13 protein-coding genes are annotated in these 13799 nt (G+C 46.3%); 3 read left to right on the plus strand and 10 right to left on the minus strand.

The features are described 5' to 3' along the window. The first annotated feature begins 1 nt into the window (after position 1). On the plus strand, positions 2-1444 hold the full coding sequence (gene pyk / locus ACT6NU_RS06920) for a pyruvate kinase (protein ID WP_445383733.1): 1443 nt from the start codon (positions 2-4) through the stop codon (positions 1442-1444). Positions 1445-1462: 18 nt separating this feature from the next. Here the strand turns inward: pyk and dinB are convergent, their stop codons facing one another. Then, entirely contained in the window at positions 1463-2563 is a 1101-nt protein-coding gene (gene dinB / locus ACT6NU_RS06925; protein WP_445383734.1) for a DNA polymerase IV, read from the minus strand. Positions 2564-2617: 54 nt separating this feature from the next. Here dinB and ACT6NU_RS06930 point away from each other — a divergent pair, with 54 nt between their 5' ends. Both ACT6NU_RS06930 and ACT6NU_RS06935 read left to right on the plus strand, forming a co-directional pair. After that, the gene (locus tag ACT6NU_RS06930; RefSeq protein WP_445383735.1) at positions 2618-3091 is read left to right on the plus strand and encodes a CYTH domain-containing protein; all 474 of its coding nucleotides are present in this window, start codon (positions 2618-2620) and stop codon (positions 3089-3091) included. Then, positions 3079-3588 (plus strand): YciI family protein, encoded by a 510-nt coding sequence (locus ACT6NU_RS06935; protein ID WP_445383736.1) that lies wholly within the window; start codon positions 3079-3081, stop codon positions 3586-3588. Before ACT6NU_RS06930 ends, ACT6NU_RS06935 begins: the two co-directional genes overlap by 13 nt. 5 nt (positions 3589-3593) lie before the next feature. On the opposite strand, the gene pheS is transcribed toward ACT6NU_RS06935, so the two are convergent. The 9 genes from pheS to ACT6NU_RS06980 form a co-directional block, all read right to left on the minus strand. Beyond that, complete coding sequence (gene pheS, locus ACT6NU_RS06940) at positions 3594-4613, minus strand: phenylalanine--tRNA ligase subunit alpha (RefSeq protein WP_445383737.1); 1020 nt, start codon at positions 4611-4613, stop codon at positions 3594-3596. Between the two features lie 122 nt (positions 4614-4735). Further along, entirely contained in the window at positions 4736-6601 is a 1866-nt protein-coding gene (locus ACT6NU_RS06945) for a SulP family inorganic anion transporter (protein WP_445383738.1), read from the minus strand. Between the two features lie 97 nt (positions 6602-6698). Continuing rightward, positions 6699-7328 (minus strand): carbonic anhydrase family protein, encoded by a 630-nt coding sequence (locus ACT6NU_RS06950; RefSeq protein ID WP_445383739.1) that lies wholly within the window; start codon positions 7326-7328, stop codon positions 6699-6701. A gap of 9 nt (positions 7329-7337) precedes the next feature. Next, positions 7338-8921, minus strand: coding sequence for a SulP family inorganic anion transporter (locus ACT6NU_RS06955; protein ID WP_445383740.1), 1584 nt, complete (start codon positions 8919-8921; stop codon positions 7338-7340). 80 nt (positions 8922-9001) lie between these two features. Then, positions 9002-9298, minus strand: coding sequence for a hypothetical protein (locus tag ACT6NU_RS06960; protein WP_445383741.1), 297 nt, complete (start codon positions 9296-9298; stop codon positions 9002-9004). Between the two features lie 56 nt (positions 9299-9354). Continuing rightward, on the minus strand, positions 9355-10125 hold the full coding sequence (locus tag ACT6NU_RS06965) for a tetratricopeptide repeat protein (protein WP_445383742.1): 771 nt from the start codon (positions 10123-10125) through the stop codon (positions 9355-9357). A gap of 2 nt (positions 10126-10127) precedes the next feature. Then, positions 10128-11903 carry a BatD family protein gene (locus ACT6NU_RS06970; RefSeq protein WP_445383743.1) on the minus strand — a complete coding sequence of 592 codons (1776 nt, stop codon included), beginning with the start codon at positions 11901-11903 and terminating at the stop codon, positions 10128-10130. A 1-nt stretch (position 11904) separates the two neighbouring features. After that, positions 11905-12750: a tetratricopeptide repeat protein gene (locus ACT6NU_RS06975; protein ID WP_445383744.1), complete on the minus strand. Its 846-nt coding sequence runs from the start codon at positions 12748-12750 to the stop codon at positions 11905-11907. After that, entirely contained in the window at positions 12751-13797 is a 1047-nt protein-coding gene (locus ACT6NU_RS06980; RefSeq protein ID WP_445383745.1) for a VWA domain-containing protein, read from the minus strand. Positions 13798-13799: the final 2 nt, after the last annotated feature.

The raw sequence follows: 13799 nt of genomic DNA on the forward strand, positions 1-13799 counted from the left end.
TATGCCAAACCAGAAAAAGACAAAAATTGTTGCCACTTTAGGGCCTGCAACCAGTAAAAAAGAAACGCTTCAGCGTATGATGGAGGCAGGAGTGGATGTTTTCAGAATCAATTTTTCGCATGCCGATTACGACGATGTAAAGGCCAGGGTTAAAATGATCCGGGAATTGAGTGATGAAATTGGCGTATACACTGCTATCCTGGCGGATCTTCAGGGACCTAAACTACGCGTTGGGGTTATGTCCGGAGAAGTAATCGTTTCGCCTGGCGATGAAATCGCATTTAAAACCGGAAAGCCCTTTGAAGGTACAGCCGAAGCAGTTTTTATGAACTACCAGGAATTCCCCCGTGATGTCAATCCGGGAGAACGCATTCTGCTGGATGACGGAAAACTGATATTTGAAGTTATCGAAACCAACAGAACGGATACGGTACGCGCTAAGGTCATACAGGGCGGTCCCCTAAAGTCCAAAAAAGGAGTAAACCTGCCCAATACCAATATTTCTCTTCCGGCCCTGACCAAAAAGGATATTAAGGATGCTGAGTTTGCCATTTCCCTGGAGGTAGACTGGATTGCCCTTTCTTTTGTAAGGCACAGCCAGGATTTGATAGACCTGCAGCAGATCATAGAAGAGCATTCAGAGCATAAGATCCCGATAGTAGCCAAAATTGAGAAGCCCGAGGCGGTAAAGAATATCGATAAAATTGTGGCCTACTGCGATGGTTTGATGGTAGCCAGGGGAGACCTGGGGGTAGAAGTTCCGGCACAGGAAGTACCGCTTATCCAGAAAAAACTCGTTTTACGGGCTAAAAAAGCCAGGATTCCGGTTATCATTGCCACCCAGATGATGGAAACCATGATTACCAGCCTTACCCCTACCCGGGCCGAGGTGAATGACGTGGCCAACTCTGTAATGGATGGCGCGGATGCAGTGATGCTATCAGGGGAAACTTCCGTTGGGAACTATCCCGTGCAGGTGATCGAGAAGATGACCAGTATTTTAAAGAGCGTGGAGGGGTCTGATCTAATCAAAGTTCCTCAGGAAGCCCCGCAAATAAGGACCAAGCGTTATATTACCAAGTCAGTTTGTTACCACGCCGCCACAATGGCAAATGAGATCAAGGCCAAGGCTATTTCCACTCTTACCAATAGTGGTTACACCGCCTTTCAGATATCTGCCTGGCGACCGAGTGCCCATATCCTTGTTTTTACCTCCAACCGGAAAATACTCACCCAGTTGAATTTGCTTTGGGGGGTGAAGGCGTTCTACTATGACCGCTTCGTTTCAACAGATGAAACCATTGAGGATGTCAATAAAATTGCATGTAAAAAAGGGTTTCTGGAGGCCGGGGATATGATGATCAGCCTGGCAGCTATGCCCATTAAGGATAAAGGGATGGTCAATACCCTTCGGGTAACGGAAATAGAGACCTGTAATTTTTAGGAGGCCCGGATAAAGTTGCTAGAAATCGAAACTGAGCTGCACTGAAACGGACGAATCAGGGGCTTCCGTAGTTTCTACAGCTGTATTGAGGTTGGAAAGGGATATCCCTAAAAGTCTGACTGAATTTTCAAGGGGGGCCTGGAATAGCAATTCCCTGGATATCTCAAAAATCAACTCAGCCCTTGAAATGTAATAAGGAAGGGTTTTACTGCGGGTTTGAAGGTTAAAATCGCTGTATTTGATTTTAAGGGTTACCGTTTTTCCAGCTCGTTTTTTGGGTAAAATCCTGTTCTCCAGCTCTTCGGCTATCTTTTGTAGTTTTTCAAGCATAAAAAGTTCACTGCTCAGGTTTTCTGAAAAGGTTCGCTCGGCTCCGATAGATTTAGGAACCCTGCTGGGCTTTACAGCACTGTTGTGTATTCCCCTTACCACCCGGTAGTAATGGCTGCCGCTCTTCCCAAAATGTTCGGTGAGAAATTGCTCGGATTTGTTTTTTAAGTCGGCTCCTGTAAAGATCCCCAGCTGGTACATCTTCTCTGCCGTTACTTTGCCCACACCGTAAAACCTGCGGATATCCAGGGCCAGCAAAAAAGACTCCACTTCTTCAGGGGCAATGGTTTTTTGACCATTTGGTTTGTTGATATCGCTGGCAACCTTCGCTATAAATTTGTTGATGGAGATCCCTGCGGAAGCCCTCAGGCCGGTTTCATCAAATATTTTTTCTCTTATTTCCCTGGCTATAAGTGTTGCCGATGGCAGGCCCTTCTTGTTCTCTGTAACATCCAGATACGCCTCATCAAGAGACAAAGGCTCTACCAAATCCGTATATTCCAGAAATATCTTTCTGATCTGTTGGGAGATTTCCTTGTACCTGTCAAAACGGGGGGTAACAAAGATCAGTTCCGGACACTTTTTCCTGGCCAGAACGCCACTCATGGCGGAGCGTACACCAAACTTCCGGGCTTCATAACTCGCTGCTGCTACTACACCTCTTTTGGATCCGCCCCCAACAGCAACGGGCTTTCCCCTAAGGGAGGGGTCGTCAAGTTGTTCAACGGAAGCGTAAAAGGCATCCATATCCACATGGATAATTTTACGGATGGGGACTGATTCAGCCATATACAAATTTAGGGTATATTTGAATCAGTCAGGGTCTTCAAAACCTGCAGCCCAATGGTTGAAATAGAACGCAAATTCAAGGTTGCTGATACCTCTTTTAAAAAGGGGGCACGCTCGAGTACCAAAATGGTGCAGGGTTTTTTAAACACAGATCCTGAACGAACTGTCAGGGTTCGCCTGCACAATGATAAAGGTCTGATCACCATTAAAGGCAGGACTTTTGCCAAAGGAACATCCCGCAGGGAATGGGAATTTCAGATTTCAGCCGATCAGGCCAAAGAATTACTGGAGATTTGTGAGCCCGGGCTGATCAAAAAGACCCGTTATAAGGTTCCGGTGGGCAATCATATTTTTGAAGTAGATGAGTTTGAAGGGGAAAACCGCGGGCTGCTAATAGCGGAGATTGAATTACGGGAGGAACTGGAAACCTTTGAGGTACCTTCCTGGCTGGGGGAAGAAGTAACCGGACAAAAGGAATACTACAATTCACAATTGTCATCAAACCCCTATTCACAATGGAAAAAATAAAACAAATACGCCTATGGGTAGTGGTTGCCTGCTTTGGGGTTTATTCCTGTAAGGGACCTGGGGAAACGGATAAGATGGATTCAGAGCCCATTACCTCTGCCGTTGGAGCATCTACGGGGAAGCTCAAAGAACGCCTTGCTGCTGAGGGGTATCAGCTGTTTGATTACGTGGATGAAAAAACCGGGGATACCATTTTGATGCAGCAATATTTTATCGCCTTTCTGAAAAGAGGCCCCACCCGGTCGCAAACCAAGGAAGAGGCCGATAGCCTGCAGCGCTTGCATCTGGCACACCTGGGAAGCATGTATGAAAAAGGTTTTGCGGATATTTCAGGCCCCTTTGGCGATGATGGTGAGATTCGCGGGATCACCATATACAATGTACCCACCCTGGAAATGGCGGACAGCCTCGCCAATTTGGACCCGATGGTTCAGGCCGGACGTTTGGTGATTGAAGTGCACCCCTGGTGGGCTGCCAAGGGGTTCCCCTTGCGATAAAGTGGTCAGAGGATACTTTTGAACTGCTTGAGAAAACGAAGGTCATTCTCGCTTAACAGCCGGATGTCTGAGATCTGGTACAATAGCAAAGCAATACGGTCAATCCCCATTCCAAATGCGAAGCCGGAATGTTCCTTGGAGTCGATCCCGCAATTATCCAGTACATTTGGGTCTACCATACCACATCCCATGATTTCCAGCCACCCGGTTCCCTTGGTCATACGGTAATCCGTTTCGGTTTCCAGGCCCCAGTAAACATCCACCTCCGCACTGGGTTCCGTAAACGGAAAATAGGAGGGGCGCAGGCGAATCCTGGATTTTCCAAAAAGGGCTGTTGTAAAATACTGCAGGGTTTGCTTCAGATCTGCGAAGGACACTCCTTTATCAATATACAGGCCTTCAACCTGATGAAAGAAACAATGCGACCTTGCTGAAATAGCTTCATTCCGGTAAACCCTCCCGGGTGAAATAGTCCGGATGGGGGGCTTGTGATTTTCCATGTATCGTACCTGCACTGAAGAGGTATGGGTACGCAACAGAATATCGGGGTCGGTCTGAACAAAGAAGGTATCCTGCATGTCTCTGGCCGGATGGTATTCAGGAAGGTTCAGAGCGGTGAAATTATGCCAGTCATCTTCTATTTCAGGCCCTTCGGAAACCGTAAAACCGATTCTGGAAAAGATATCTATGATTTGATTTTTAACCAGGGAAATAGGGTGGCGTGCACCCAGCTCCAGTGGTTCTCCGGGACGGGTCAGGTCTCCGTAAAGGGACTTAACTTCTTCTTTAGCCTGGAGGTTGTTTTTGAGTTCCTGTATTTTTTCGGTAGCGGCAACCTTAAGTTCATTTACCGTTTGCCCGAAAACTTTCTTCTCTTCTTTGGGTATATTGCGTAGCTCCTGAAAATAGTCATTGAGCAGGCCTTTTTTCCCCAGGTATTTAATCCTGAATGCTTCAATGGCATCCTGGGAGTCTGCTGTAAAAGACTTGACTTCTTCTAATTGCTTCTTGAGTTGGTCTATCATGCTGTTACAAACTTCGGTCAATCAGCCCGGGGCACTACCGATTGAAAGCGCAGACAAAGGTAAAATAAATCTTCAGAACCCCGGCAATGCGGGCCTTTTAGAATTAAAAATAAAATGAAGTGTCAGGATTCATTGTGGACATTCTGCCTAACCCATTTCAGGCAAGACTTAAAGGAATCGAAAATATGACTCTCCGGAATAAGGTCCGGAATAATCCCGATTCGTTCCATCAGGTAGCGTGGCTGGTCCAGAACATTTACAAAAAGCACAGTGATTTGTTTATTGCGCAACTCCTGAAGAACATCTTCCATCGCATATAAACCGGATTGGTCCATGTATTGCATCCGCCCCAACCTGATGATAACGGTGGTAGCGGTGGCGGGAATTTGCTCGGAAAGGGCCTGGAAATCACTAGTCGTCCCAAAAAATAATGGCCCCTTCAGATGTTTGATAAAGATTTCCTCCTTTAGGTTTCTGGGCAGGTTTTTCTCGTCCGGCCAGGTTTGCTCCTTCGGAAGCAGGCTCACATTAGATCGTTTTGCAGTAAGGTCGCCTATCTTTTTCATGAACATCAGGGAGGCTATTACCAAACCGATTCCTACAGCATAAATGAGATCCCAAAAAGTAGACAGGATCATGACAATAAGCATGATTATCACCTCTGAACTCAGTTTTATGGGGCCGACACGGATATCTTTGGGCAGGCTGGGAATGGCTTTGAGGCCCTTATAATCCATAACACTTATTCCCACCGTGATAAGGATCCCGGCCAGGACGGCAGCAGGGATGCGGGAAGCTACCGGACCCAGGCCCAGCAGGATCAATAGCAATAATATACCGGCAATCATCCCGGACAGACGGGTTTTTCCACCAGAATTTATATTGATCACCGTTCGGATCGTTGCCCCTGCACCGGGAATGCCACCAAAGATAGCCGCAATGCTATTGCCAATCCCCTGACCAACCAACTCCCTGTTAGGTTTGTGTTTGGTTTTGGTCATATTGTCTGCAACTACAGATGTTAGCAAGGAATCGATGGCCCCCAGGAGTGCCAGGGTGAGGGCTGTAAAAATAAATGGACTAACCGCCTTGAATGAAAAGGCTGTAAAAATTTCCAGCCTGGGCATGGGAAACCCGGAAGGAATCTGATCTATGGGCCTGTAATCCAGCCCAAAACCATAAGCCACTCCTGAAACTAATACCAAAGCAACCAGCGCAGATGGAACAGCGGTAGTTATTCTTTTAAACCCGTAAATGATTAGAATCGTTGCAAGGCTAAGCAACAGTTCCAGTGTATTGATGTTCCTTATCCCACGCCTCAGGGCCCGGATACTGCCAACGACACCTGAAGAAGATGCCCCGGCGAGTGTCTTTGCCTCAACCATGATCACCTCCTCGGTAATCTCTGTAGATCGTTTAACAGTCTCTTCGAAATTCTCAAGAACCAGTATCCCTTCTCCGGCTTCTTCCCTAAGGATATTCTCCAGGATGAGTTCTTCCGCCTCAGGGATAAAATAACTTACAAACTCTGAATCTTCTTTGGGATAGTATCCTATGGCAGGTAAAATTTGCGTGATGATTATGATGAGGCCGATGGCCGTCATAAAGCCTGAAACTACCGGATAGGGGATATAGCGTATATACCGTCCCAAACCCAGTAATCCAAGGATAATCTGCATGAGTCCCGCTAAAAGAAAAACAGTAAGTATGGCCGGAAGGGCTTTTTCAATACTGCCTTCATAGATAGCCAGGATACCGGCTATGACGAGCATACTAACAGCTGTCATGGGAGCTGTTGGCCCGGAAATTTGAGTGTTGGTGCCTCCGAATAGGGCTGCGAAAAAACTTATAAAAATGGCACCATACAAACCGGCACTCGGACCCAGGCCCGAACTGACTCCGAAGGCAAGGGCCAGGGGAAGCGCAACCACCCCTGCAGTTATGCCCCCCAGCAAATCCCCTTTAAAATGCCTGAAGAAATTTTTCATTACAGCCTAAATTCAGAGGTTAATACGGGATAAATCATTAAAACAATTCAGCAATCACACAACCCGAGCCGGCTGAATCAATCAGTTGTCCAAAGGGTTAATCCATAAAGGCCACTTTACCGGTCCGGATATCGTACATGGCTCCTGTGATTTTGATCTCCCCGTTTAATTCCATATCTGCCAGCACAGGGCTTAGTTTCCGAATATTTTCGATGGTCAACTTTACGTTAACACGGGCTACCTCATCTACAAAAGAGGCATTTGCGGAATTGCGCAGGGAGGTTTCCAATGGTTCCTTTACCTCTGCAACCGCCGGCTTTATTTTGGATACCAGGGCGGTAAGATTCCCCATCTTTGCATCGTCACAGGCGCCTTTGACAGCTCCGCAAGCCGTATGCCCCAATACCAAAACCACCTTGGTTCCGGCCAGTTTGCAGGCAAATTCCATACTGCCCAACAAATCTTCATTTACGATATTGCCGGCAACCCGCACGCTGAAAATATCCCCGACCCCCTGATCAAAGATCAATTCTGCGGATACCCTGGAATCGATACAACTCAATATGGTGGCAAAAGGATACTGCCCGCCAGCGGTATCCTGCACCTGTTCCAGCAAATCCCGGCTGGCGGGCTGGTTTTGTACAAATCGTTCATTACCTTCCTTTAAAAGAGTAATGGCCCCATCCGGGCTTATCATTGCCTGGGTTTCCTTGGTCTGTGCTTTCATTTTTGTTTTTTAGGCTGTCTTTGGTCTTAGTTTGAAAAATTCTATAAAACTCTCCGGGTTTTCCACATTACCCCTATTGGAAATCAGGTGGATATCTATGTGGCGGTTTTTAGCCTTAAAGGCAAAATCATCCAGTATCTCAATAATATCGTTGTCCAGATATCGGGTATTGCGAACGTCCAATTCAAGATACGTATTTTCCGGAATACCATCCAATTCCTTCAGGATAGCACCTTTATTAAAAAAGGTAACTTCCTCGGCAAGGGTCATCTTCATCTTGTGTTTTCCATTGCTCATCCGGTCTTCAATATGAAGGAAGTGCGAGTTCTGGTAGCTTTTGATCAGAATTACGATAATCCCAACCCCAAGCCCAAGGCCAATTCCAACCAGTAAATCTGTAAAAATGATCCCCAGTACGGTTACCGTAAACGGCACGAACTGTTTCCACCCCAGTTCATACATCTTTTTGAACAGGGACGGCTTGGCCAGCTTATACCCAACAACCAGAAGGATTGCAGCCAGCACTGATAAGGGAATCATATTGAGCAGCCTAGGGATCAGGATTACGGAAATGAGCAGGAAGAATCCATGGATGATGGCGGATAATTTGGTTTTACCACCAGATTGAATATTGGCTGAGCTCCTTACAATTACCTGAGTGATCGGTAGTCCTCCGATCATCCCGGAAATTACATTTCCCGTTCCCTGCGCCAGTAACTCCCGATTGGTGGGAGTGACCCGTTTTTCAGGATCCAGCTTATCAGTCGCTTCTACGCACAAGAGTGTTTCCAGACTGGCTACCAGTGCAATAGTGAAGGCGGTAACCCAAATTTCGGGGCTCCCGATTACTGCAAAATTCGGAAAACTAAATTGCCCCAGAAAAGAAGCGGCATCGCCGGGGACCGGGACGCTCACAAGGTGTTCTTCTGAAATACTCATCATTTCATTCCCCTTGGTAATCAGGTAAAAAACAATCCCTAAAACTACTGCTACAAGTGGCCCCTGTATCAATTGAAATATTTTGGCTTTTTTGGTCAGTACTTTTTCCCACAGAATGAGGATTCCCAGGCCCACTACGGCAATTAGGGTAGCCCCGGGGGAGATATTGTTTACCGCCGCTAAAATTTCCGAGAAGGTATTTTGCCCATCCACCTGGAAAAAGGCGAAATCTCCCTCAGGGTCGGCATCGTACCCAAAAAAATGTGGAATTTGCTTCAGGATGATAATGATCCCGATTCCGGTAAGCATTCCCTTTATCACTGAAGAAGGGAAATAATATCCGATTACCCCGGCCTGTAACAAGCCAAATGCAAGCTGTATAAAGCCGCCCAGAACTACTGCTACAAGAAAATTTTCATATCCCCCAAGGGTTCCAATAGCTGCTAACACAATTGCCGCCAAACCCGCAGCAGGGCCACTTACCCCGATAGATGAACCACTGAGCGCACCTACTACAACCCCACCAACTATCCCGGCAATCAAACCAGAGAATAGTGGAGCACCACTGGCCAGGGCGATCCCCAGACAAAGCGGAAGGGCAACAAAAAAGACTACTATACTGGCAGGAAGGTCCTGCTTTAACTGTTTAAACATGTTTTATTATGGATTTAAATATCCCTGGGGATATGCTATTGAGAACAAATATGACAGGTCAGCTGAAAAATGAGATAAGATCAGGCCTTGGGAGGGGGCACCTGAATATCCTGATAGATCTGTAAGGCTGATGCCTGTTCTTCTATGGATAGCAGTTTATTGTTTATATCAAAACCAGTGTAGATCGCTGCTGATCCTTCAAGTATATTTTGGGAGACAAAAAAATCGATCAGCAAAGATTCCCCGGATTCCTCTTCACCCGTCAATGCGGTAATTTCAACCGTGGCGCTTTCTGCGAACAGATTGATAACAGGTGGGAGCATGACCGCTAGAATCCACACCAAAAGGAGGGATATTAGAGCAAGGCGTTTTTGCATATTAATTGGCTTCCCTACAAAGATAACATTCCTTTGCAGAATTGGACACGGATCCTTTAAAAGTCCTTCAGCACCTTTATGCTGCCTGCAGAAAGCCATCCAGTCTGCCCGTCAATTATCCTTATTTTTCGCCAGTTTTCCAGCGAATCCAGCACCTGAACCTTTGTTCCTTCATGCAAGGTAAAAGCATCCGGGCTACGCTCGTTAGGTTCGGTGGATACTGCAACTTCTTCTTCAAATATTATTGCAGGCTGGTCCTTCTTATATGCGGAGTACTGCAAATAAGACAAGCCGTTGGCTACCAGACAGAGAAAAAGGGCGGAAAGGCCACCAAGCAAGGCCAGTCTTTTTTGATTTGGATACCGCAGGAAATAGAATAGAATACTTCCCAGAACAAAAAGAAGCATAAATACAATTCCGGTATAGGCCCACTGATCGATACTCAACAAGTTTACTATTTGTTTGTAATAGCGGGAGAGCTCCGATTCCGGAAGCGGTTCGATAGCATCGATTGTCATATTACGGGCAAAAGCCAGGTTATTGAGAATCTCCGGGTCATTTGGGGCTAATAGTAATGCTTTTTCGTAATAATAGATACTGGGTGCAATTTCATCCTGCTTATAATGGGCATTACCCAGATTGAAATAGACGGCCGCGGAGTGCTTACCACTGTCCAGTATTTCATTATAGTAGTCGATGGCGACACTGTAATCCCCCTCATTGTAAGCATCCGTAGCTTTCTCAAACAATGCAGTATCCTGGGCTTGTATCCCCAATGAGAAGAAAAGAAGCCAGATTAACAGGCGATATCCTAATGAATACTTCATGCTTATAATTCTTTGTCCAGTGCCGTGATAACTTCGCTGGCTTTTTCGTAATCCTGCTGCATCTGTACTTTCGAAAAAGGACTGTAGCGAGCCATCTCGCAATTAACCAGCAATTCTGTAAATGCCTCCACGGTTTCAGCAGCTATTCCTTTGTCTGATAACAAATCCCGTATTTTATCTTTACTGAAATCCGAGGTTTCTATTTTTAATTTTGCCTTGAGATAATTATGCAGCGCTTTTTCCAGTGCAATGTAAAAAGCATCCTTTTCTCCAAGTGTTTTTCTGGCTTGTGAGAGGTACCTTCTGGCCAGGCGATTGGCCCTTTTGATTCTGTTACCCTCTACATCCTGCTCTATAGCTTCCCGTTTTTTCCGAAGCAAAACAAACAGTGGGATTAGCAATAAGGGGGCAAAAAGCCAGCCAAGGTGATAGTTGCTCCCGAAAAAAGTAGTCCATTCTCTCGGCTTCAGATTCGGTTGTAATTTTATAAAGTAAAACTGTTCCCCGCCCCGAACTACATTTTTAGCTACGCTTGATACAGGACTTACAGTACCGCTGTCGGCAGTGGGGCCTTCCAGGACATTTATCGTTATTTCTTTGGAGGTCAGCCGTTCATATTTTTCTGAATCCGGGTTGAAATAGGCAAAATTGACCGAGGGAATCGGATACTTTCCCTGGTAGGTAGGGACAATGGTATATTCTTCTGTGATCTCCCCCTGCATTCCAGAAAGCGTAGTGGTTACATTTTCTTTGAATTCCGGTTCATAAACTTCAAGGGCACTGGGAAGGGTAAGCTTGGGCAGTTGAAAGAGCTTCAGGTTGCCTGTCCCGCGAACGGTTACCCGGGCCTGCATGGATTCAGAGGCATTCAAGGCGTTTTTACTGGTAGATATTTCAAATTTAAAATCTCCTACTGCCCCGCTGAAATCAGATGGTTTGCCTTGTTCGGGCAATGGCTTTACCTCTATGGTCCTTTTACCTGCCGAAACCACTTTATTTGTTTTAGAGTAAATCCTGCCGCCAAAAAAGTCCCTTTTGTTGGTGGGCACTTCCAGCGAAACATCGAGCGCCAGCGGTTCTATCTCCAAACTTCCACTTTTCTGGGGATACAGCACCACGCGTTTCAGGACCACATAACGGTATGGTTGCCCCTGATAGGTGCCTTCCTGTATATTGTACTTGCTGAAGGCGATATCCTGGCTCCAGAAGTTATTGTACTTCGGATTGTCCAAGGGGCGGAAATTAGAAACTACAATTGACGGGCTTACATACAGCTTGTAAACCACGCTAATAGGCTCGTTCATGTACGGACGGGTGTTGGACACCTCTGCCACCAGATGCAGATTCTGGTCTGCAATATCCTCGGCCGTGGGTTCCCCATCCGGACGATCCACTGCATCGGTCACCGTAATTTTTTTAGGGATGGTCTTGTAGGTTTCTCCTCCTATCACAATGGTACCCTGCCCGATTGTAAAGGTCCCTTTTTCGAGTGGCGCAAGGGTATAGGAATAGGTTTTCGAATAAGATCGGACTCCGTTGATCCAGGAGGAACTGATACTCTGGGAGGGACCCATCAGCACCCTGAAGCCGTCAAAATCCGGGGGAATGAAATTATCTCCATCGCGATTCATTACAAAATCGGCCCTTACCCTCTCATTTACTCCAAGGGTTTCCTTGCTCAGGCGCAGCTCAAAACTGATCTCCTCTTTTTCCTGTGCCCTGACCGCCGGTAGGAAAAAAAGAAATGATAAGCCCAAATAAGCTACAAGCTTCAACATCTTACCAATCCTTTTCATTTTTCTTTTTCGCACCTTTCACCTTCATTGCATCAATTTTCTCCTTTACCTTTTTTTCTTCATTTTCCATTGCCTCCAAAAGGTTTTCTATTTGCTGAGGAGATAATTGGTTGGGTCTTGGAGGTTTTTTGGAATCTTCTTCAGAGGGGTTTGGCTTTTGGTCTTTTTCTTCTTTCTGTTCTCCATCCCCTTCTTTGTTTTCTTCTTTTTCAGATTCTCCTTCATCCTGGTTGGGTTGCTCCTGCTGATCTTTTTGCTCCTGGTCCCCGCCCTCGTTCTGGTCCTGGTTGTCCTGATTCTGTTCTTCCTGTTTCTCCTGATCCTGATCCTGTTGGTCGTCTTCGTTCTGATCGTTTTTCTGTTCTTCCTGCTCCTTTTTCAACATTTCTTTCGCCAGGGCGAGGTTATATCTGGTTTCCTCGTCTGCAGGGTTGTTTCGCAATGCTTCCTTGTACGCTTCTACGGCTTTCTGGTATTCCTTGTTTTGCATAAAAACATTGCCCATGTTGTGATAGGCTTTGTGCTTGTTGGTTTTCTCCCCTGCTTTTTCCCCTGCTTCCTTAAAGCGCCCAAAGGCTTCGTTAAAGTCTTCCTTTTCGTAATAGGCATTGCCAAGGTTGTAGGGTGCAGTTGCATTCTCGGCACTCCTGGAAATGGCCCGGCGGTACTTTGCCTCTGCATTGACGAAATCATCTTCGCTCAATTCCATATTCGCTTCCCGGGTTTCTTTCATAGAGGCTTTAAGGGCCTTTTCATCTATTTGTGAGGCTTGCTGGGCCATTCCCCATAAGGGAAGACAAATTCCTATAATCCAAAAGGCTGTTTTCATTTATGCAGCTTCTTTTTCATTAAACAAATTCAGCTTTTTAAGCCAGGCTGTTTTGCGTTCCAGCACAAAGATATCCAGAAACAAAATGAGCAAAGCAGCACCGAGAAACCATTGAAACTGATCTTTGAATTCCGCAAATTGTCTGGCTTCAAACTCTTTTTTGTCCATCTGATTCAGTGTTTCCCGGATATAAGATACCGCAGCAGCTGTATTTTCCCCATCTATGTATTCCCCATCTCCTTCGTCTGCAATTTCACTGAGTATTTCCTCATTGAGCCGGGTAATTACCACTTCCCCGTTTGCATCTTTTTTCAGGCTTTCCACCACCCCATTTCGTTTCAGGGGGATGGGTCCTCCTTTGGTGGTGCCAACCCCAATAGTATAAACTCTGATCCCCTGTTCAGTTGCCAGTTCAACTGCATCCGAGGCTGTGCCGTCGGAATGGTCCTCCCCGTCTGAAATAACAAACAGGACCCGGTTGGTCTGTTCCTCATCGTCAAAATAAGTAGCCGCCAGTTTTACCGCTTCCCCTATGGCGGTTCCCTGGGATGACAGCATATCCGTATTCATGCTTTGTAAAAACATCTTGGCTGCACCGTAATCTGTAGTTATGGGTAATTGGGGGTAGGCCTGGGCGGCGTAGGCAATGATTCCCACCCGGTCACTGGCCAGTTCATTGATGATTTCAGAGACCAGTCTCTTGGCTTTTTCAAGTCGGTTGGGGGCAATGTCCTCTGCCAGCATGCTTTTGGAGACGTCCACTGCAAAAACAATATCGACACCTTCCCTCTTGACCGTTTCCATCTTGGTTCCCATTTTAGGATTGGCCAATCCAAGGATCAGCAATGCAAAAGCGAAGAGCAACAAGACCATTTTTAGCTGGGGTTTAAAAAGGGATCGGTCCGGGGCCAGCTTTTTAAGCAAACGGGGGTCGGCAAATCTGCGCTGTGTACGGCGCTTCCATACCTGGTGGGCAATGAATACCAGGATAAGTACCGGAATGACCAGCAACAAGTATAAATATGTTTTATCGTCCAGTTGTATCATTG

This window comes from Robiginitalea rubriflava (assembly GCF_052540725.1).

What these genes read in the sequence shown, in the direction of transcription:
- ACT6NU_RS06980 (WP_445383745.1), bottom strand. Translation starts at nt 13,797, where the DNA reads ATGATACAACTGGACGATAAAACATATTTATACTTGTTGCTGGTCATT.
- ACT6NU_RS06945 (WP_445383738.1), bottom strand. Translation starts at nt 6,601, where the DNA reads ATGAAAAATTTCTTCAGGCATTTTAAAGGGGATTTGCTGGGGGGCATA.
- pheS (WP_445383737.1), bottom strand. Translation starts at nt 4,613, where the DNA reads ATGATAGACCAACTCAAGAAGCAATTAGAAGAAGTCAAGTCTTTTACA.
- dinB (WP_445383734.1), bottom strand. Translation starts at nt 2,563, where the DNA reads ATGGCTGAATCAGTCCCCATCCGTAAAATTATCCATGTGGATATGGAT.
- ACT6NU_RS06965 (WP_445383742.1), bottom strand. Translation starts at nt 10,125, where the DNA reads ATGAAGTATTCATTAGGATATCGCCTGTTAATCTGGCTTCTTTTCTTC.
- ACT6NU_RS06975 (WP_445383744.1), bottom strand. Translation starts at nt 12,750, where the DNA reads ATGAAAACAGCCTTTTGGATTATAGGAATTTGTCTTCCCTTATGGGGA.
- ACT6NU_RS06930 (WP_445383735.1), top strand. Translation starts at nt 2,618, where the DNA reads ATGGTTGAAATAGAACGCAAATTCAAGGTTGCTGATACCTCTTTTAAA.
- ACT6NU_RS06970 (WP_445383743.1), bottom strand. Translation starts at nt 11,903, where the DNA reads ATGTTGAAGCTTGTAGCTTATTTGGGCTTATCATTTCTTTTTTTCCTA.
- ACT6NU_RS06955 (WP_445383740.1), bottom strand. Translation starts at nt 8,921, where the DNA reads ATGTTTAAACAGTTAAAGCAGGACCTTCCTGCCAGTATAGTAGTCTTT.
- ACT6NU_RS06960 (WP_445383741.1), bottom strand. Translation starts at nt 9,298, where the DNA reads ATGCAAAAACGCCTTGCTCTAATATCCCTCCTTTTGGTGTGGATTCTA.
- pyk (WP_445383733.1), top strand. Translation starts at nt 2, where the DNA reads ATGCCAAACCAGAAAAAGACAAAAATTGTTGCCACTTTAGGGCCTGCA.
- ACT6NU_RS06935 (WP_445383736.1), top strand. Translation starts at nt 3,079, where the DNA reads ATGGAAAAAATAAAACAAATACGCCTATGGGTAGTGGTTGCCTGCTTT.
- ACT6NU_RS06950 (WP_445383739.1), bottom strand. Translation starts at nt 7,328, where the DNA reads ATGAAAGCACAGACCAAGGAAACCCAGGCAATGATAAGCCCGGATGGG.